The sequence below is a fragment of the Streptomyces sp. NPDC014006 genome, assembly GCF_043088925.1.
Lineage (GTDB): Bacteria > Actinomycetota > Actinomycetes > Streptomycetales > Streptomycetaceae > Streptomyces.
The window spans coordinates 99,120-116,733 of the sequence record NZ_JBICAJ010000009.1 but is presented as its reverse complement, the minus strand read 5'-3'; the positions used below and the strand labels follow the sequence as shown (position 1 = coordinate 116,733).

The 17,614-nt window shown below is 73.9% G+C and carries 20 protein-coding genes; 11 read left to right on the top strand and 9 right to left on the bottom strand.

What is annotated here, in order from left to right; genetic code table 11:
- Positions 1-44 precede the first annotated feature (44 nt).
- The 5 genes from ACF1GV_RS28500 to ACF1GV_RS28480 all read left to right on the top strand — a co-directional run bounded on the left by ACF1GV_RS28500 (position 45) and on the right by ACF1GV_RS28480 (position 5,285).
- A complete protein-coding gene (locus ACF1GV_RS28500; protein WP_391685982.1) occupies positions 45-800 on the top strand; it encodes a (Fe-S)-binding protein in 756 nt (251 codons plus the stop codon).
- Positions 797-2,314 carry a LutB/LldF family L-lactate oxidation iron-sulfur protein gene (locus tag ACF1GV_RS28495; RefSeq protein ID WP_391685980.1) on the top strand — a complete coding sequence of 506 codons (1,518 nt, stop codon included), beginning with the start codon at positions 797-799 and terminating at the stop codon, positions 2,312-2,314. The genes ACF1GV_RS28500 and ACF1GV_RS28495 overlap by 4 nt, the downstream gene beginning before the upstream one ends.
- A complete protein-coding gene (locus ACF1GV_RS28490) occupies positions 2,311-2,961 on the top strand; it encodes a lactate utilization protein C (protein WP_391685978.1) in 651 nt (216 codons plus the stop codon). Before ACF1GV_RS28495 ends, ACF1GV_RS28490 begins: the two co-directional genes overlap by 4 nt.
- A 102-nt stretch (positions 2,962-3,063) precedes the next feature.
- On the top strand, positions 3,064-3,921 hold the full coding sequence (locus ACF1GV_RS28485; RefSeq protein WP_391685976.1) for an AAA family ATPase: 858 nt from the start codon (positions 3,064-3,066) through the stop codon (positions 3,919-3,921).
- On the top strand, positions 3,918-5,285 hold the full coding sequence (locus ACF1GV_RS28480) for a VWA domain-containing protein (protein ID WP_391685974.1): 1,368 nt from the start codon (positions 3,918-3,920) through the stop codon (positions 5,283-5,285). The genes ACF1GV_RS28485 and ACF1GV_RS28480 overlap by 4 nt, the downstream gene beginning before the upstream one ends.
- Before the next feature lie 22 nt (positions 5,286-5,307).
- Here the strand turns inward: ACF1GV_RS28480 and ACF1GV_RS28475 are convergent, their stop codons facing one another.
- The 4 genes from ACF1GV_RS28475 to ACF1GV_RS28460 all read right to left on the bottom strand — a co-directional run bounded on the left by ACF1GV_RS28475 (position 5,308) and on the right by ACF1GV_RS28460 (position 8,024).
- Positions 5,308-5,664 carry a cupin domain-containing protein gene (locus ACF1GV_RS28475; RefSeq protein ID WP_391685972.1) on the bottom strand — a complete coding sequence of 119 codons (357 nt, stop codon included), beginning with the start codon at positions 5,662-5,664 and terminating at the stop codon, positions 5,308-5,310.
- Between the two features lie 157 nt (positions 5,665-5,821).
- A complete protein-coding gene (locus ACF1GV_RS28470; RefSeq protein ID WP_391685970.1) occupies positions 5,822-6,793 on the bottom strand; it encodes a pyridoxal-phosphate dependent enzyme in 972 nt (323 codons plus the stop codon).
- Complete coding sequence (locus ACF1GV_RS28465; protein ID WP_391685968.1) at positions 6,790-7,479, bottom strand: transcriptional regulator; 690 nt, start codon at positions 7,477-7,479, stop codon at positions 6,790-6,792. The genes ACF1GV_RS28470 and ACF1GV_RS28465 overlap by 4 nt, the downstream gene beginning before the upstream one ends.
- A gap of 119 nt (positions 7,480-7,598) precedes the next feature.
- Positions 7,599-8,024 (bottom strand): CBS domain-containing protein, encoded by a 426-nt coding sequence (locus ACF1GV_RS28460; protein ID WP_391685966.1) that lies wholly within the window; start codon positions 8,022-8,024, stop codon positions 7,599-7,601.
- Between the two features lie 133 nt (positions 8,025-8,157).
- On the opposite strand from ACF1GV_RS28460, the gene ACF1GV_RS28455 reads away from it, so the two are divergent.
- Entirely contained in the window at positions 8,158-8,421 is a 264-nt protein-coding gene (locus tag ACF1GV_RS28455) for a GlsB/YeaQ/YmgE family stress response membrane protein (protein WP_363263796.1), read from the top strand.
- Between the two features lie 24 nt (positions 8,422-8,445).
- Here the strand turns inward: ACF1GV_RS28455 and ACF1GV_RS28450 are convergent, their stop codons facing one another.
- Complete coding sequence (locus ACF1GV_RS28450) at positions 8,446-8,898, bottom strand: NAD(P)H-dependent oxidoreductase (protein WP_363263798.1); 453 nt, start codon at positions 8,896-8,898, stop codon at positions 8,446-8,448.
- Positions 8,899-8,990: 92 nt separating this feature from the next.
- On the opposite strand from ACF1GV_RS28450, the gene ACF1GV_RS28445 reads away from it, so the two are divergent.
- Positions 8,991-9,443 carry a YbhB/YbcL family Raf kinase inhibitor-like protein gene (locus tag ACF1GV_RS28445; RefSeq protein WP_391685964.1) on the top strand — a complete coding sequence of 151 codons (453 nt, stop codon included), beginning with the start codon at positions 8,991-8,993 and terminating at the stop codon, positions 9,441-9,443.
- 50 nt (positions 9,444-9,493) lie between these two features.
- Positions 9,494-10,372, top strand: coding sequence for an SDR family oxidoreductase (locus tag ACF1GV_RS28440; RefSeq protein ID WP_391685962.1), 879 nt, complete (start codon positions 9,494-9,496; stop codon positions 10,370-10,372).
- Between the two features lie 12 nt (positions 10,373-10,384).
- Here ACF1GV_RS28440 and ACF1GV_RS28435 read toward each other — a convergent pair whose 3' ends face one another.
- Both ACF1GV_RS28435 and ACF1GV_RS28430 read right to left on the bottom strand, forming a co-directional pair.
- Positions 10,385-11,053: a dienelactone hydrolase family protein gene (locus ACF1GV_RS28435; RefSeq protein ID WP_391685960.1), complete on the bottom strand. Its 669-nt coding sequence runs from the start codon at positions 11,051-11,053 to the stop codon at positions 10,385-10,387.
- A 119-nt stretch (positions 11,054-11,172) separates the two neighbouring features.
- Positions 11,173-12,075: a LysR family transcriptional regulator gene (locus ACF1GV_RS28430; RefSeq protein ID WP_391685958.1), complete on the bottom strand. Its 903-nt coding sequence runs from the start codon at positions 12,073-12,075 to the stop codon at positions 11,173-11,175.
- 143 nt (positions 12,076-12,218) lie between these two features.
- Here ACF1GV_RS28430 and ACF1GV_RS28425 point away from each other — a divergent pair, with 143 nt between their 5' ends.
- Together ACF1GV_RS28425 and ACF1GV_RS28420 are read left to right on the top strand one after the other, a co-directional pair.
- Complete coding sequence (locus tag ACF1GV_RS28425) at positions 12,219-12,914, top strand: type 1 glutamine amidotransferase domain-containing protein (protein WP_391685956.1); 696 nt, start codon at positions 12,219-12,221, stop codon at positions 12,912-12,914.
- Between the two features lie 140 nt (positions 12,915-13,054).
- Positions 13,055-13,654, top strand: coding sequence for a DUF6069 family protein (locus tag ACF1GV_RS28420; RefSeq protein WP_391685954.1), 600 nt, complete (start codon positions 13,055-13,057; stop codon positions 13,652-13,654).
- A 31-nt stretch (positions 13,655-13,685) separates the two neighbouring features.
- Here ACF1GV_RS28420 and ACF1GV_RS28415 read toward each other — a convergent pair whose 3' ends face one another.
- The gene (locus ACF1GV_RS28415; protein ID WP_391685952.1) at positions 13,686-14,528 is read right to left on the bottom strand and encodes an alpha/beta fold hydrolase; all 843 of its coding nucleotides are present in this window, start codon (positions 14,526-14,528) and stop codon (positions 13,686-13,688) included.
- A 173-nt stretch (positions 14,529-14,701) separates the two neighbouring features.
- On the opposite strand from ACF1GV_RS28415, the gene paaK reads away from it, so the two are divergent.
- On the top strand, positions 14,702-16,000 hold the full coding sequence (gene paaK, locus ACF1GV_RS28410; protein ID WP_391685950.1) for a phenylacetate--CoA ligase PaaK: 1,299 nt from the start codon (positions 14,702-14,704) through the stop codon (positions 15,998-16,000).
- 446 nt (positions 16,001-16,446) lie between these two features.
- On the opposite strand, the gene ACF1GV_RS28405 is transcribed toward paaK, so the two are convergent.
- The gene (locus ACF1GV_RS28405) at positions 16,447-17,604 is read right to left on the bottom strand and encodes an FAD-dependent monooxygenase (RefSeq protein WP_391685948.1); all 1,158 of its coding nucleotides are present in this window, start codon (positions 17,602-17,604) and stop codon (positions 16,447-16,449) included.
- Positions 17,605-17,614 lie beyond the last annotated feature (10 nt).

The following is a 17,614-nucleotide window of genomic DNA, read 5'->3' as shown; positions in this document are numbered from 1 at the left end:
ATTACCCTGCACTGGTGAGATGATCGAGTTCTCGAGGAGCCGCGATGCGTGTCGCCCTGTTCCTGACCTGCGTCAACGACACGCTCTATCCGGACACCGGCCGGGCCGTGGTGCGGCTGCTGCACCGGCTGGGCGTCGACGTGGACTTTCCGGTCGCGCAGACCTGCTGCGGGCAGGCCCACTACAACACCGGGTATCGGCACGAGGCGGAGCCGCTGGCCCGCCGCTACGCCGAGGTCTTCGGCGACTACGACGCGATCGTGACGCCGTCGGGGTCGTGCGGGGCGATGGTGCGTGAGCTGTATCCACGCATGGGCGAGCGGGCCCGGGCCGAGGGGCGCGGGGGCTCGCTGGCCGAGGTGGTGGCGCCGGTCGTGCCGAAGACGTACGAGCTGACGGAGTTCCTGGTGGACGTGCTCGGCGTGACCGACGTCGGCGCCTGGTACCCGCACACGGTCACCTACCACCCGACCTGTCACGGGCTGCGTGCGCTGGGCCTCGGGGACCGGCCGCGCCGGCTGCTGGAGGCCGTCAAGGGGCTCGAGCTGGTGGAGCTGCCCGGTGCCGACGAGTGCTGCGGGTTCGGCGGCACCTTCGCGGTGAAGAACGCGGACGTCTCGGCAGCGATGGGCGTGGACAAGGTGCGCCACGCCGAGTCGACGGGCGCGGAGGTGCTGTGCGCGGCCGACAACTCCTGTCTGATGCACATCGGCGGGACCATGGCCCGGCTGAAGGTGGGCATGCGGCCGGTGCACATCGCGGAGATCCTGGCGAGCACGGAGGAGGAGCCGGCGGTATGAGCGGAACGTATCTGGGCATGCCGGCCTTCCCCAAGGCCGCGCACGAGGCCGTGAACGACTCGACCCTGCGCGGCAATCTGCGGCATGCCACCCACACCATCCGCGCCAAGCGGGCCAAGGCGGTCGCCGAGGTCTCCGACTGGGCGGCGCTGCGGGAGGCCGGCAAGCGGATCAAGGACCACACGCTGCGCCATCTCGACCGCTACCTCGAGCAGTTGGACGAGTCGGTGACCGGGGCGGGCGGTGTCGTGCACTGGGCGGCCGACGCCGAGGAGGCCAACCGGATCGTCACCGATCTGGTCAAGGCGACCGGCGAGTCGGAGGTCGTCAAGGTCAAGTCGATGGCCACGCAGGAGATCGGGCTGAACGAGGCGCTCGAGGCGGAGGGCATCCGCGCCTACGAGACCGATCTCGCCGAGCTGATCGTGCAGTTGGGCAAGGACCGGCCCTCGCACATCCTGGTCCCGGCGATCCACCGCAACCGGGGGGAGATCCGGGACATCTTCCGCGCGGAGATGGCCGGCTGGGGCCGCCCCGCGCCCGAGGGCCTGACCGACACGCCCGCCGAACTCGCCGAGGCGGCCCGGCTGCATCTGCGGGAGAAGTTCCTGCGGGCCAAGGTCGGCGTCTCCGGTGCCAACTTCATGGTCGCCGAGACGGGCACGCTGGTCGTCGTGGAGTCCGAGGGCAACGGGCGGATGTGCCTGACCCTGCCCGAGACGCTGATCTCGGTCGTCGGCATCGAGAAGATCGTGCCGACCTGGCGGGATCTGGAGGTGTTCCTGCAGACCCTCCCCCGCTCCTCCACCGCCGAGCGCATGAACCCGTACACGTCGACGTGGACGGGAACGACGGACGGGGACGGTCCGCGCACGTTCCACCTGGTCCTGCTCGACAACGGCCGCACCGACACCCTCGCGGACGAGGTCGGACGCCAGGCCCTGCGCTGCATCCGCTGCTCGGCGTGCCTCAACGTGTGCCCGGTGTACGAGCGGGCGGGCGGGCACGCCTACGGGTCGGTCTACCCCGGCCCGATCGGCGCGATCCTCAGCCCCCAACTGCGGGGCACCGGGAGCGAGATCGATGCCTCGCTGCCGTACGCGTCGTCGCTGTGCGGGGCGTGCTACGAGGTGTGTCCGGTGGCGATCGACATCCCCGAGGTGCTGGTGCATCTGCGGGAGCGGGTCGTCGAGGGCGGACCCGCGGTGCGCGGCGGCAACAAGGTGGTGCTCAGGCCCGCCAAGGGCCACGCCGCCGAGCGCGCCGCGATGCGGGCGGCGCGCTGGGCGTTCACCCATCCCGGTGCGCTGGGCGCCGGACAGCGGCTGGCCTCGCGCACCCGCCGGTTCCATCCCCGGTCCCTGCCGGGGCCCGGCCGGGCGTGGACGGACAGCCGGGATCTGCCGGCGGTGCCCGCCGAGCCGTTCCGGGACTGGTGGCAGCGCACCCACGGCGCCGGGGGTGCCCCCAGCTCGAGCGCAGGCCAGAGCCTGGGAGAGGACGGAGCCGAGTGAGTCACGCGAGCAGCAGGGAACGGATCCTGGGCCGGGTGCGGCGCGCCCTGGCGGACGTACCGGCGGACGAAGGTCACTACGAGCAGGCGGTGGCGCGGGACTATCTGCGCGAGCACGGGGAGCGGACCGTCGAGCAGACGGTGGAGCTGCTGGCGGAGAACCTGGCGGACTACCGGGCCGTCGTGCACCGCGCGAGTGACGAGGAGCTGCCGTATCTGATCATGCGGCTGCTGGCCGAGCGCGGCTGCGATCTGGTCCTGGTGCCGCCGGGGCTGCCGCCGGAGTGGATGTCGGCCGCCGATCCCACGCGGGTGCACGACCGCGCGGTGAGCACGCCGCACGAGCTGGACAAGGTCGGCAGCGTGGTCACCGGCTGCGCCGTGGCGATCGCCGAGACCGGCACCATCGTCCTCGACGGCTCCCCCGACCAGGGCCGGCGCCGGATCACCCTGATCCCCGACCACCACATCTGTGTCGTCCGCGTACCCGAGCAGGTCGTCTCCTCGGTACCGCAGGCGCTCGAACGCCTCGACCCCGCCCGGCCGCTGACATGGATCTCCGGCCCGTCGGCGACGAGCGACATCGAACTCGACCGCGTCGAGGGCGTCCACGGCCCGCGCACCCTGGAGGTCGTCCTCGTCGGCTGATCCGCTTCCGGGCCGTGTCCCCGGTGGGCAGTGACAGTGAGCTGAACAAGCGCTTAGATAGGAGCGTACGCCGATCAGTCCGCGACCGCACCGGAGGCGCAGTTGTTCACGTCCGTCGACGATGTCTCCGCCCGCCTCGCCGAGACCGGTTACCTCGCCTCACCTGCCGTGGCCACCACCGTCTTCCTCGCCGCGCGCCTCGGCAAGCCGCTGCTGGTGGAGGGACCCGCCGGGGTCGGCAAGACGGAGCTGGCCAAGGCCGTCGCCGAGGTGGCCGGGGCACGGCTGGTGCGGTTGCAGTGCTACGAGGGCGTGGACGAGTCCCGGGCGCTGTACGAGTGGAACCACGCCAAGCAGCTGCTGCGGATCAGCGCCGGCCGTGACGAGACGTGGGACGCGGCGCGCACGGACATCTTCAGCGAGGAGTTCCTGCTCTCCCGGCCGCTGCTCACCGCGATCCGCGGCGAGGAGCAGAAGGTGCTGCTGATCGACGAGATGGACAAGGCGGACGTCGAGGTGGAAGGGCTGCTGCTGGAGGTGCTCAGCGACTTCCAGGTGACCGTGCCGGAGCTGGGCACGATCACGGCGACCCGCCGTCCGTTCGTGGTGGTCACCTCCAACGCCTCCCGTGAGCTGTCGGAGGCGCTGCGCCGCCGCTGTCTGTTCCTGCACATCGGCTTCCCCGAACAGGAGCTGGAGCGGCGCATCGTCCGGCTGAAGGTGCCGGACCTCGACGCGGCGCTGGCCGAGTCGGTGGTGCGGGTGGTCGGTGCGCTGCGCGCGATGGACCTGCGCAAAGTGCCGTCGGTCGCGGAGACCATCGACTGGGCGCGCACCCTGCTGGCGCTCGGCGCGGACAGCCTCGGCGAGGCGGTGGTCCGGGAGAGCCTCGGTGTGCTGCTCAAGCATCAGGACGACGTACTGAAGGCGGCGGCCAAGCTCGATCTGGACGCCGTATGACGGTGCCGGCCGAGCAGGGCGATGTCGCGGCGCGGCTGACCGGGTTCGTCGCCGCGCTGAGGGCGCACGGGATGCGGATCGGCACCGGGGAGAGCGTGGACGCGGCGCAGGCCGTGCAGGCGCTGGGGCTGGCCGACCGGGAGCTGCTGCGGGAAGGGCTGGCCGCCACCCTGCTGCACGGCCCGGGTCAGCGGCCGGTGTTCGATCCGGTCTTCGACCTGTACTTCCCGCGCGCCGTCGGCGGGCCCGGGCAGGAGCCGGCGGGCCGGGAGGACCTGCGGGAGCGGCTCGCGGCGGCTCTGGCGGCCGGCGACGCCGAGGCCATGGGCCGGCTCGCGGTGGAGGCAGTCGACGCGCTCGGCGGGTACGGGAGTTCACCCGGCTCGGACGGCTTCTCCTCGTACCAGACCCTGGACCGGCTGCGGCCGCAGACGCTGCTCGCGCCCGTCCGGGAACAGGTGCGGGCACGGGGCGGAGGCGGCGGCTTCGCCGGCCGGCTGCTGGAGGACGAGATCCGCCGGCGTATCGACGCCTTCCGGGCGCTGGTGGCGGCGGAGGCGCGGCGGCGGGTGGCGGAGCGGCGCGGGCGGGACGAGATCGCCCGGCGGGCGGTGGCCCCGACGGTGGACCGGGTCGACTTCCTGTACGCGGGCCGGGATCAACTGGCCGAGCTGCGGCGCACGGTGCAGCCCTTGGCGCGCAAGCTCGCGACCCGGCTGGCCGCCCGGCGCCGACGGGCGGCGCGCGGCACGATCGATCTGCGGCGCACGCTGCGCGGTTCGCTGTCGACGGGCGGGGTGCCGATGCGGCCGGTGCTGCGCCGGCGCCGGCCGGCCCGGCCGGAACTGGTGCTGCTGTGCGATGTGTCGGGGTCGGTGTCCGGGTTCTCGGACTTCACGATGCTGCTGGTGCAGGCGCTGCACGACCAGTTCAGCAAGGTGCGGGTGTTCGCGTTCGTCAACCGGGTCGACGAGGTGACCGGGCTGCTGGTGCGCGGCACCGCCGACGCCGAGGGGCTCGGCGGGCGCATCCGCGCCGAGGCCACGCTGACCGGCTGGCACGGCAGCAGCGACTACGGGGGGGCGCTGGGCGAGTTCGCGGAGCGGTACGGCGGTGCGGTGGGCCCGCGGACGACGGTGTTCGTGCTGGGCGACGCCCGCACCAACATGAGCGACCCGAACCTGCCGGCGCTGCGGCAGATCGCCGGGCAGGCCCGCCGCGTGTACTGGCTGAACCCCGAGCCGCTCGCCCAGTGGGGCACCGGTGACTCGGCCGCGCCCGCGTACGCGGAGGTCGTGGAGATGTACGAGTGCCGCACCGTGGGTCAGTTGAGCGCGCTGGTGGGGCGTCTGCTCCCGGTCTGACGCCCCACCGTCCGACGCCGCCTCACTTCTTGGCGTAGTCCTTGGCCATCTGGCCCTCGAAGTCGTAGGCGATGCACGGCTCGTCGCCCACGACCCAGGCGTCGTGTCCGGGCGAGCACACGAAGACGTCACCCGGGCCGAGTTCCGCCTCGGTGCCGTCGTCCATGCGGATGCACATCCGGCCCTGGACGACGTAGCCGTTGTGGTTCACCTGACAGCTGTCGGTGCCCACGATCGGTCCCACGGACTCCGACCAGCGCCAGCCTGGTTCGAAGGTCGCCACGGCGAAGTCGCACCCCGTCAGATGGACGGCTTCGAGGTGTCCCCTCGGGAAATCGCGCCGCTCATCCGGTTTGTCGAGCGTCTTGGCCTCCAACATGACGCTCCTCCCTTCCCGCCGCCTCCCGGCGGCCGGGGCCGGTCTCGTCCCCCTGCGGACGCAGGCGTGAGCGGCGGGGCCGAACCCCGTGCAACCATCGTCCGCCCGCGAGCGCGCGACCGCCATTCGGGTGAACAGCCCCTGGCTGACGGGCCGCTCAGCCCTCTCCCCGGACGATCCGGGAGAAGCGTTCGGCGTCGACGTTGCCACCGGACAGGATCAGCCCGACCCTCCCGGGCACGGTCCCCGCACGGCCGGCCAGCAGGGCGGCGAGCGGGGTGGCGCCGCTGGGCTCCAGGACGATCTTGAGCCGTTCGAAGGCGAACACCATCGCCTGCCGGATCTCGTCGTCCGTGACCAGGGCGATGTCGTCCACGAGCCGCCGGTTGACGGAGAACGTCAGCTCCCCGGGCGTGGGCAGGGCCTGGCCGTCGGCGAGGGTGCGCGGTACCGGGATCTCGATCCGCCGGCCGGCCGCCAGCGACTGCTTGGTGTCGTCGCCGGCCTCCGGCTCCACGCCGATCATGCGGATGCCGGGGCGCAGTCCGGTCGCGGCGGTGGCGCTGCCGGCCATCAGCCCGCCGCCGCCGACCGGGACCACCAGGGCGTCCAGTTCCCCGGTTTCCTCGAGGAGTTCCAGCGCCGCGGTGCCCTGCCCGGCCATGACGTGCGGATGCTCGTAGGGCGGGATGAGCGTCAGACCGCGCTCGGCGGCCAGCGCCTCGGCGAGGGCGACCCGGTCGCCGGTGTAGCGGTCGTACGTCACGATCTCGGCGCCGTACCCTTCCGTGGCCGCCCGCTTGGACGGCGGGGCGTCCTCGGGCATGACGATGACCGCGGTGGTGCCGAGTTCGCGGGCGGCGAGGGCGACGGCCTGGGCGTGGTTGCCGGAGGAGTAGGCGGCGATGCCCCGCTCCAGTTGCCCGGGGGTGAGCCGGGAGGCGGCGTTGTAGGCGCCGCGGAACTTGAAGGCGCCCACGCGCTGGAAGTTCTCGCACTTGAGGAAGACCTCGGCGCCGACGCGCTCGTCCAGGGTGCGCGAGCGCAGGACGGGGGTGCGGTGGGCGACGCCCTTGATCCGCTCGGCGGCGTCGCGGACGTCGTCCAGGGTGATCGGCGCTGGGGTCACGGGTGGTCTCCCTCGGGGGTCGGGGCGGTGGCGCGGGACTGGGCGAGGTAGCTGTAGGCCGAGGCGCGGGAGATGCCGAGGCGGCCGGCGACCTGCTCGACCGCGCGGCGCACGGCGAAGACGCCCTGGTCGTCCAGGCTGTGGAACAGGGCGAGCCGACGGGCGCGGTCCAGGCCGGCCCAGGTCTGGTCCTGCCGGCGCAGATGCGCGTCGACGATCGCGTCGACGACGGAGTCGATGTCGTCGCCGAAGGTGGTGACCGGCGGCTCCGACGCGCCGCCCGCGGCCCCGGCGAGCGCGCCGAGCAGGGCGTGGGCCCGGTCGACGGCGGTGACGTCGAGGTTGACGCACAGGGCGCCGAAGACCGCGCCGGTGGAGTCGCGCAGCACGATCGTGGAGGACTTGACGCGGGTGCCGTCGGCGGTGCGGGTGACGTAGTTCAGGTCGTCGTCCGCTTCGTCGCCGCGGGCCAGGACGCGCATGCCGATCTCGCTCATCGCGCCGCCGACCGCCCGTCCGGTCACCGATCCGGCCACGGCGACGACCGATTTCTCCGGCTCCCGGTAGTCGTGGAGCACGACCTCGCACACCGGGCCGAAGGTGACCGCGATGCCGTGCACGACCGGCACCAGGGCGGCGAGGATCGCGTCACGTTCGCCGTCCCGGGCGGTGTCCGACGAGGCCATCAGCACACTCCTTGGATTGCGTGTCCAACGTCTGGACTCACAATCCAAGCAGAGGGTGTAGCGGCGCTGCAAGCCCCCGCCGCGACCAGCGGAGCCAAGCGCCGGGGAGCGCCCGGGACCTAGTGGTTGGGTGTCGCCGCGCTGATCCCGGCCAGGGCCGTCGTGGAGTCCTCCAGCGTGGCGAGGTCGCCGAGGCTGACCATGCCGACCGGGCAGCCGCCGTGCTCGACGACCGGCAGGCGCCGTACGGCGTGCTCGCGCATGAGCTTGATCGCCTGGTCGGTGGTGTCGGTGGGTGCCACGGTCACCACGGGCGGCCGGCTGCACACCGTGCCGACGGCCGTGGTGTGCGGGTCGCAGCCCTCGGCGACGGCACGGATCACGATGTCGCGGTCGGTGAGGACGCCGAACAGGTCGCAGTCGTAGGCGACGAGGACGTCACCCACGTCCTGTTCGCGCATCACCCGGGCGGCCCGCTCCAGGGTGGTCATCGGTTCGACCGCGACCGCGCCGGGGTGCATCACGTCACGAATGAGCCGGCTCATGGGGTACCTCCCCCGTCCGGGGAACGCTGACTGCTTGCAGCGTAGCCCGAACGGCCGACGGCAAACGGACGGCCGGGCACTCGGACGCCACCAACGACGCAGTCACCGACCACGAAGGGGTGACAGACCGCTCATGGAGATCTCCGGCGTCATCAGCGCCCTTGTTATCGGCATTGTGATCGGCGTTCTGGGCCGGCTCGCCGTCCCCGGCCGCCAGCGCATCGGCATCCTGTGGACCATCGTGATCGGCATCGTCGCCGCGTTCATCGGCACCGGCATCGCCTCCGGGCTCGGCGTGGCGAACACCAAGGGCGTCGACTGGATCGAGTGGCTCATCCAGATCGCCCTCGCGGCACTCGGCGTCTCGGCGATCAGCAAGGTAAAGCTGCGCCGGTGAGACGGCCGGGCACACGACCGGGGGTCACTCCATGAGGCCGGCCGCCAGTGTGGCCCCCAGGTCCCAGCACGCCTCGATGTCGGCCTTGGCGGGCTCGCCGGTCACGGTCACCGGCTCGGCGGCGCGGCGCCAGCCCAGGCCGGTCGTGATCGCGTCGAGGGCCCGCAGCGCGCCCGTCACGTCGTTGCCGCCGTGCACCCACGCGCCGAAGGGCCGGCCCCGCGTGGCATCCAGGCACGGGTAGTAGACCTGGTCGAAGAAGTGCTTCAGGGCCCCGGAGATGTAGCCGAGGTTGGCCGGGGTGCCGAGCAGGTACGCGTCGGCCTCCAGCACGTCGGAGACGGTCGCGGCGAGCGCCGGGCGCCGTACGACCCGGACGCCCTCGATCTCGGGGGCACTCGCGCCGGAGACGACGGCCTCGAACAGCGCCTGGCAGTTCGGCGACGGCGTGTGATGGACGATCAGCAAGGTGGCCACGGCCCCCCACCCTGCCGGGACGGCCCCGCCGGACGCAACCCGCGTACCCCGGGCCCCCGCATGCACGACGGTCCCACGGGTACTCCGGCCGCATGGCCGGTATCGAACTGAGAAGCAGCGCGTTCAACGACCATGCCGTCATACCGCGCCGCTATGCCCTGGAAGGCGAGAACGTCTCTCCTCCGCTGGCCTGGTCCGGCGTGCCGGACGGCACGGTGGAACTGGTGCTGCTGTGCGAGGACCCGGACGCCCCGTCGGGCACCTTCGTGCACTGGGTCGTCGTCGGCGCCGACCCGGGCAGTACGGGCGCGGAGACGGGCAGCGGCCCGCCCGGCGGCACCGAACTCGTCAACGGCTACGGCAGGCACGGCTGGGGCGGGCCGCATCCACCGCCCGGCGACGAGGCGCACCGGTACTTCTTCCGCCTCTACGCCCTCGGTGAGCCGTGCGCCCTGCCCGACGCGCCCTCGGCCGAGCAGGTGCACGAGGCGGTGGAGAAGCAGCAGCTCGCGAGCGGCACCCTGGTGGGCCTCTACCAGCGGTGATCGGGCGGGACGAATGCGAAGACCGTGAGGAACACGGAGAAAGGCGAACCGTGAACGAACCCCAGCACCCCGCCGAGCAGCACCCGCAGCCCGACTTCCCCGCCCAGGACCAGCCGCATCCCGGCTGGACGGGCCCCATGGACCCGCCGCCCGACCACGGTGAGGAGTCCTACCGGGGCAGCGGACGGCTGACGGACCGCAAGGCGGTGATCACCGGCGGCGACTCCGGAATCGGCCGGGCCGTCGCCCTGGCGTTCGCCCGCGAGGGCGCCGACGTGCTGTTCACGCACCTGGACAGCGAGAAGGAGGAGGCGGCCGAGACCGCCCGGCTGGTCCAGGAGGCGGGCCGCCGGGTGGTCGCGGTGCCGGCGGACATCCGCGAGGAGGACACCTGCCGGGCGCTGGTCGACCGGGCGGTGCAGGAGTTCGGCCGGATCGACGTCCTGGTGAACAATGCCGCCTACCAGATGTCCCAGCCGGACGGCATCGAGGCGGTCTCGACCGAGCAGTTCGACCGGGTCATGCGCACCAACCTGTACGGCATGTTCTGGCTGACGAAGTTCGCCGTGCCGCACATCCCCGAGGGCGGCAGCGTCATCAACAGCGCCTCGGTGCAGGCGTACAAGCCCAGCCCGCATCTGCTGGACTACGCGATGACCAAGGGCGCGATCGTCACCTTCACGCAGGGCCTCGCGCAGATGCTGATCGACCGGGGCATCCGGGTCAACGCCGTGGCACCGGGGCCGGTGTGGACGCCGCTGATCCCGGCGACGCTGCCGGACACGGCCGAGTTCGGCAAGCAGGCACCGATCGGGCGGCCCGCACAGCCCGCCGAGATGGCGCCCGCGTATGTGTTCCTCGCCTCGCAGGAGGCGTCGTACATCACCGCGGAGATCGTCAACGCGACGGGCGGGACACCGCTGCCCTGAGACCCGCCGTCCTCATCCGTCCTGGGCGCCCCCGGCGGCGTCCAGGACGTCGACGCACCACTGCCGGGCCGTGTCGGCGACCTCCTCCAGGGTGCCGGGTTCCTCGAAGAGATGCGTGGCGCCGGGCACGACGTGCAGCGTGTGCGGGCCGCCCAGCTCGCGCGCGGCGGCCTCGTTGAGCCGCAGCACCTCCCTGTCCCGGCCGCCGACCAGCAGCAGGACCGGCGCGCGTACGGCGCCCAACGCGTCGCCCGCCAGATCGGGGCGGCCGCCGCGGGAGACGACCGTGAGGACCCGATCGGGCCGCCGCGCCGCCGCGACCAGCGCCGCCGCGGCGCCCGTGCTGGCGCCGAACAGCGCGACGGGCAGCTCCCGGGTGGCCGCCTCCCGGCCGAGCCAGTCGAGGGCGGCCGCGAGCCGCGCGCCGAGCAGTGGGATGTCGAAACGGTGCTCGGCGGTGATCCGGTCGCGCTCGTCCTCGTCCTCGGTGAGCAGATCGACGAGGAGAGTGGCGAGGGCGGCCTCGCGCAGCCGCTCGGCGACCATGCGGTTGCGCGGGCTGTGCCGGGAGCTGCCGCTGCCGTGCGCGAACAGCACCACGGCCCGGGCGCCGTCCGGCACGACGAGATCCCCGGTCAGCCGGGCGGCGTCGACGGGCACCCGGACGGTTCGAGAGGTCATGGCGGCTCCTCCCCTCGGACGGACGGGGACGCCTGCGAGTGCCCCAGTACCCCCTCGGGGCGGTGGGACACCGGGGGCCGAACCCCGGTCGGGGCGGTGGGACACCGCCGCGCCGGTGCCTACCAGCCGCGCGCGGCCCGCAGCAGCACCTCGCGCACCCGGGCGACGTCCGGGTTGTCGCCGACGCCTGGGCGCTGCACCAGGAAGCCGGTGTTGATGGGTGGGTCGTCGGGTTCGTGCAGCGGGACGAGGGTGCCGCGGGCCAGCTGGTCCAGGCACAGGTAGCGGGGCAGCACGGTGAACCCGGCGCCCGCCTCCACCGCGGCGAGCACCCCGCGCAGATCCGGCACCGTGACGGCCGCCGTGCACGACAGCCGGCGGCCGAAGACATGGCGCCAGTAGCGGCGGGCGATCGGCAGGTCCTCGGCGTAGCTGACGAGCGGGACGGTGTGCAGCACGGCGGGGCCCTCGACGGCGAGCCGTTCCTTGAGGGCGTCGGCCCAGACGGGGGCCGCGACGAGCACGAACTCCTCGTCGGTCAGCGGCACGGAGGTCAGGGCCCGGCCGCGCGGGCGGGCGGTGGCGATGACCAGGTCGTGGCGGCCGGCGCGCAGTTCGTCGAGCAGCGCGTCGGTCAGGCCGGGGCTCACGCGCAGCCGTACGCCGTCGCAGACCAGCGGTGCCAGCGCGGGCAGGGCGCGGCTGCACAGCAACTCGGCGGGCCCGGCGAGGTGCACGGGGGCGCGGCGGTCGCCGGCGGCCGGGTCGGGGCCGGCCACGGTCGCCAGCTCGTCCAGCGGAGTGGCGATCCGGGCGGCGAGTTCGTCGGCGACGGCGGTCGGCACGACGCCGCGCGGGCCGCGCTCGAACAGCTCGCGCCCGGTCTGCCGCTCCAGGGCGCGCATCTGCGTGGTGACCGTGGGCTGGGACAGGCCCAGCAGCTGGGCGGCGCCCGTGAAGGAGCCGGAGCGGTACACGGCGAGGAAGGTGCGCAACTGGTTGAGGTCGAGCTGGTCGGTCACCCGTCGAATGTACGGGGCCGAAGACCGGCCGAGCCATAGGCAGACCAATGGCAGCCATGGAGATGTTCATTGGATTCCTATGGCTGGTCGCCCTACGGTCGACCGTGACAGTCGCTGCTCACGAAACCTCACGGAAGAGACCCATGTCGAAGATCCTCTTTGTGATGACCGGCGCCGACCGGCTGACGCTCGCCGACGGCACCCAGCACCCGACCGGTTTCTGGGCGGAGGAGGCCGTCGCCCCGTACGAGGCGTTCAAGGCCGCCGGACACGAGATCGTCGTCGCCACGCCCGGCGGTGTGGTGCCGCCCGTCGACAAGGCCAGCCTCGCGGCCGAGGTCAACGGCGGCCAGGACAACGCCGACCGGATCGCCGCCGCGCTGGACGCGATGGCCGAGCTGCGGCGGCCGGTGCGCCTGGAGGACGTCACCCTCGGCGACTATGCCGCCGTCTTCTATCCGGGCGGTCACGGCCCCATGGAGGACCTGGCGGTCGACGCCGGCTCCGGCCGGCTGCTGACCGAGGCGCTGGCCGCCGGCACGCCGCTCGGCGTGGTCTGCCACGGCCCGGCCGCACTGCTGGCGGCCCGTTCGTCGGACGGCGGCAACGCCTTCGCCGGCTACCGGGTCGCCGCCTTCACCAACGCCGAGGAGATCCAGGGCGGCCTCGCCGACCAGGTGAAGTGGCTGCTGCAGGACCGGCTCACCGAGGCGGGCGTGCGGGTGGAGGCGGCCGAGCCGTGGGCGCCGCACGTGGTGACCGACCGCACCCTGGTCACCGGCCAGAACCCGGCCTCCTCCGCGCCGCTCGCGGCCGAGCTGCTGAAGCGGCTGGGCTGAGAGCCGGTCGGGGCGCCGGCCGGGCTGAGCCCGTCCGGGTGAACCGTGACCTGCCGGACCGCCCCGACATGCGGCCGGGGCGCCGGGGCTCTTGACTGAGGGCAGCGAAGGCCCGGCAGCAGCACGGCAGGAGGTCACGCATGGAGACACCCGACCCGCCCGAGAACGCCCCCCGGGCGGCCCAGGACTCCCCGCACGCGGCCCAGGCGGTCCCCGCCACCGCTGTCTCGTCCCCGCACGCGGCACCCGCCGCCACCGCCTCACCGTCACCGCCGCGGACCCCGGCCTCCACCGCCGCCGCCCCGCCCGCGCGGCGCGCGCCCGGCCTCAACGCCGGGCGGCTGTGGGCGGGCGGGGTGATGGCGGCCGGGGTCGCCGGGCTCGCGGCCGTCGCGGCACTGCTGGTCGTGCGCGGGGTGCTGGGGGTGGCGCTGTTCGTGCCCCGGGGCGACGACGTGATGGAGAGCGCCTCCACGAGGATGCCGGCGGCGGGCGCGGCCGTGGCAGCCCTCGTCGCGACCGGTCTGGTCCATGTCCTCGTCCTGACCGTCCCGCGCCCCGGCCGCCTGTTCACCTGGCTGGTCACGGCGGGCACGGCGGCGGCCGTCGTGCTGCCCTTCACCACGGCCGCGAGCACCGGCGCCCACATCGGCACCGCCGCGGTGAACCTGGCCGTCGGCGCCACGATCGGCTCCCTGCTGTCGGCGGTGGGGCGCGGAGCGGTACGCCGCGGGTGGTGACCGGCGCCGCGCTGTCCGGCCCGACGAGGGCCTACGCCGCCGTGTCGAGGAACGCCGTCACGCGCCGTACGAACCACTCGGGGTCGTCGAGCCACGGGTAGTGCCCGGCGCCCGGTTGGACGGCGACCTCCGCCTGCGGGAAGGATTCGGCGGCGCGCCGGGCCAGGGCCGGGCTGGGGCCGCCGTCCAGCTCCCCGGCGAGGAACAGCACCGGGGCACTCAGCGCGGACAGCGCGGCCCGGGTCTCCGGCGGGTCGAATGCCTCCGGGTCGAAGTAGCGGTCGGCCGCGTCGTCGTTGGTCTGCGCTTCCTCGGACTCCGCGTGCGCCCGGGCGGCGTCGTCCCAGCGGCCGTAGAAGAAGGGCGCGACGTCGAGACCGTACTCCCGCTCCCCCGCCAGCCAGGCCCGCAGCGCGGCGAAGGCGTCCTCGAAGCCCGGCCGGCCCTGCCGCAGCCGGGCCGCTGTCAGCCGGTCCTGCGGGCTCGCCCGCAGCCCGAGCGGCCGCAGGGCGGTGGTGACGAGCGCGAGCCGGGCCGTCCGGTGCGGGTGGCGGGCCGCGTAGAGGGCGGCGAGGCTGCCGCCCGCCGAGTGCCCGAGCAGGTCCATCCGGTCCAGGCCGAGGTGGACCCGCAGCGCCTCGACGTCGTCCACCAGCCGGTCGCAGCGGTACGTCGCCGGGTCGGCCGGTGCCGCCGAGTCGCCGGTGCCGCGCAGGTCCAGCAGGATCAGGCGGCGGTGCCGGGCGAGGCCGCCCAGGTCCCCGAGGTAGGCGGAGGCCCGCATGGGGCCGCCGGGCAGGACGACGAGGGGGTCGCCCGTACCGCGCTGGTGGTACGCCAGCTCGGTGCCGTCGGCGGCGGTGAAGGTCGGCATGATCGAGAGCATCGGTCGTCGTACCCGTGACCGCAAGGGATTTCCGGGACCGAGTCGAAAAAGTGCGCCCTTCCCTCTTGCCTGCTCCGCGGTCGCCTGGATTACTGATCCACAGCACCTCGACCGAATGATCGGTCGCCCGGATTGGCATGGTTGGTGAGGGAGAAGTCCCGATGGCGGATGCGACGGCGGACCTGCTGGACTCGGGGGAACGGCTCGACCGGGACGCCCTGCGCGCGCTGCAGCTGGAGCGGCTGCGGTCGTCGCTGCGGCACGCGTACACGAACGTGCCGTTCTACCGGGAGGCCTTCGACAAGGCGGGCGTGCATCCGGAGGACTGCCGCTCGCTGGAGGACCTCGCGAGGTTCCCGTTCACCGTCAAGTCCGACCTGCGCGAGAACTACCCCTTCGGGCTGTTCGCCGTCCCCCGGGACCGGGTCCGCCGGCTGCACGCCTCCAGCGGCACCACCGGCCGCCCCACGGTCGTCGGCTACACCGACGGCGACCTGTCGCTGTGGGCGGACATGGTGGCCCGCTCGATCCGCGCGGCGGGCGGCCGCCCCGGCGACATCGTGCACATCGCCTACGGCTACGGCCTGTTCACCGGCGGCCTGGGCGCCCACTACGGCGCCGAGCGCCTCGGCTGTACGGTCGTCCCCGCCTCCGGCGGGATGACCGCCCGCCAGGTGCAGCTGATCCAGGACCTCGGGCCCCGGATCATCATGGTGACGCCGTCGTACATGCTCACCCTGCTCGACGAGTTCGAGCGGCAGGGCGTCGACCCGCGTTCCACGTCGCTGGAGGTGGGCGTCTTCGGCGCCGAGCCGTGGACGGAGGAGATGCGCCGGGAGATCGAGGAGCGGTTCGGCATCGACGCCGTCGACATCTACGGACTGTCGGAGGTGATCGGGCCCGGCGTGGCGCAGGAGTGCGTGGAGACCAAGGACGGCCTGCACATCTGGGAGGACCACTTCTACCCGGAGGTCGTCGACCCGATCACCGGCGAGGTGCTGCCGGACGGGGAGGAGGGCGAGCTGGTCTTCACCTCGCTCACCAAGGAGGCCATGCCGATCGTCCGTTACCGCACCCGCGATCTGACCCGGCTGCTGCCGGGCACGGCCCGCGTGTTCCGGCGGATGCAGAAGATCACCGGCCGCAGCGACGACATGGTGATCCTGCGCGGCGTGAACCTCTTCCCGACCCAGATCGAGGAGATCGTGCTGCGTACACCGGGCATCGCGCCGCACTTCCAGCTGCGGCTGACCCGCGAGGGCCGTATGGACGCCCTCACCGTCCGCGCCGAGGCCCGCCCCGACGCCGGCCCCGAGGCCCGTGAGGCCGCCGCCCGGTCCATCGCGACGGCCGTCAAGGACGGCATCGGGGTCTCGGTCGGAGTCGAGATCGTCGACCCGGAGTCCCTGGAACGCTCGGTCGGCAAGATCCGCCGGATCGTCGACCTGCGCCCGCGCTGAGACGGGCTCGGCGGGTCTGCGCGGGCAGCCGCGCGGCGAGCGCCGAGGGACCGCAGCGGGTGCGCGGCGACGAGGAGTCGCGCGGTCACCCCGGCGGGCCCCGGTGCCGCGCGGGCGCGCGAGCGAGCAGCGGGGGCCCGGCAGTCGCGCGGGCGAGAAGGGGCTGGCGGGCCGTCGCGCGGCCCCGCAGCCGTGCGCACAGCCGGGCAGCCCGGCATCGACGGTGCCGCAAAGCCGCGCGGGGAGGCGTCGAAGGGCCGCGCAATTGTTCGCACGGTGCTTACGGCCCGAACGTCCCGCGGGCCACGCATCCGCGGGGCCACGTACGCGCGGGCCGGGGCGACGTATGTGCGCGGGCCGCACATTCGTGCAGGCCGGCGCCGGCGGGTCCCGCCGGCGTTCGACGCGTTGCGGTCCGCCGTCACGTCAGCGATCGCGGTCCGCCGTCATGTCAGCGCGGGCGGCGTCCAGTCCGCGTGCCGCAGCAGGCCGCGCAGCATCACGGCGGGCGGAGTGAGCCGTACGGCGGTGTTGCGCAGGCCGACGGCCAGCGGGTGGGTGAGCTGGTGGCCCATGCGGCCGGCCTGGCGCGCGGCGCGGGCGACCCCGGCGCTGCGCGGGCGGCGCTCGGCGTCGTAGCGGACGAGGGCCGCCTCGACGGACGGCTCGGCGGCCAGGGCGGCGGCCAGCACCACCGCGTCCTCCAGGGCCTGGCAGGCGCCCTGACCGAGGTTGGTGGTCATGGCGTGGGCGGCGTCGCCGAGCATCGCCACCCGGCCGGACGTGAACGTGGGCAGGGGCGTGGCCAGTTCGTGGATGTCGTGGTGCAGGACGTCCTGCGGGCGGGTGGCCGCCAGCAGCTCAGGGATCGGGTCGTGCCAGCCGGCGAACCGTTCCCGTACGGCGGCCAGGGCGTCGGCGTACCGGATGCCCGGCGGCGCGCCCAGCACCGCGAACCACTCCGCGCGGCCGTCCGCCAGGGCGAGGTGGCCGAACTCCGCACCGGGGCCCCAGGTCAGACAGAAGTCGGTGGGCACGGCGAGCGGCCCCTCGGTGAGCGCCCGCAGGACGGTGGAGCCGCTGTGCACCGGCCCCGGATGACCGGGCAGGAGCTGCGCACGCAGCCGGCTGTTGACGCCATCGGCGGCCACCACCAGGTCGGCCTCCAGGGCACCGTCCGCGAGCAGCACCCGCGGCCGGGCGGGGTCGGTACGGTCGATGCCGGTGGCCTGCGTGCCGACGTGCAGCCGGTCGGCGGGCAGTGTCTCGCGCAGCAGCCGGTGCAGGTCGGCCCGGGTGATGCCGTGGATCGGGTCCCCCACGGCGCGGGCCAGCGCGGCGCCGTCCAGCCGGGTCAGCCAGCGGCCGTCGGGGGTGCGGGTGCCGCCCGTGTGCACGGGCCGCGCGGCCGCCCTGACCGCCGCGCCGGCGCCGAGCGCGTCCAGCGCGCGCAGACCGTTGGCGTGCAGGGAGATACCGGCGCCGACGTCCGCGAGGACCGGCGCGCGTTCGACGACGGTCACCTCCCAGCCGGTCCGGCGCAGTCCGATCGCGGCCGCCAGCCCACCGATGCCCCCTCCCACGACCACCGCACCTCCGCGCATGCCGCCCCCT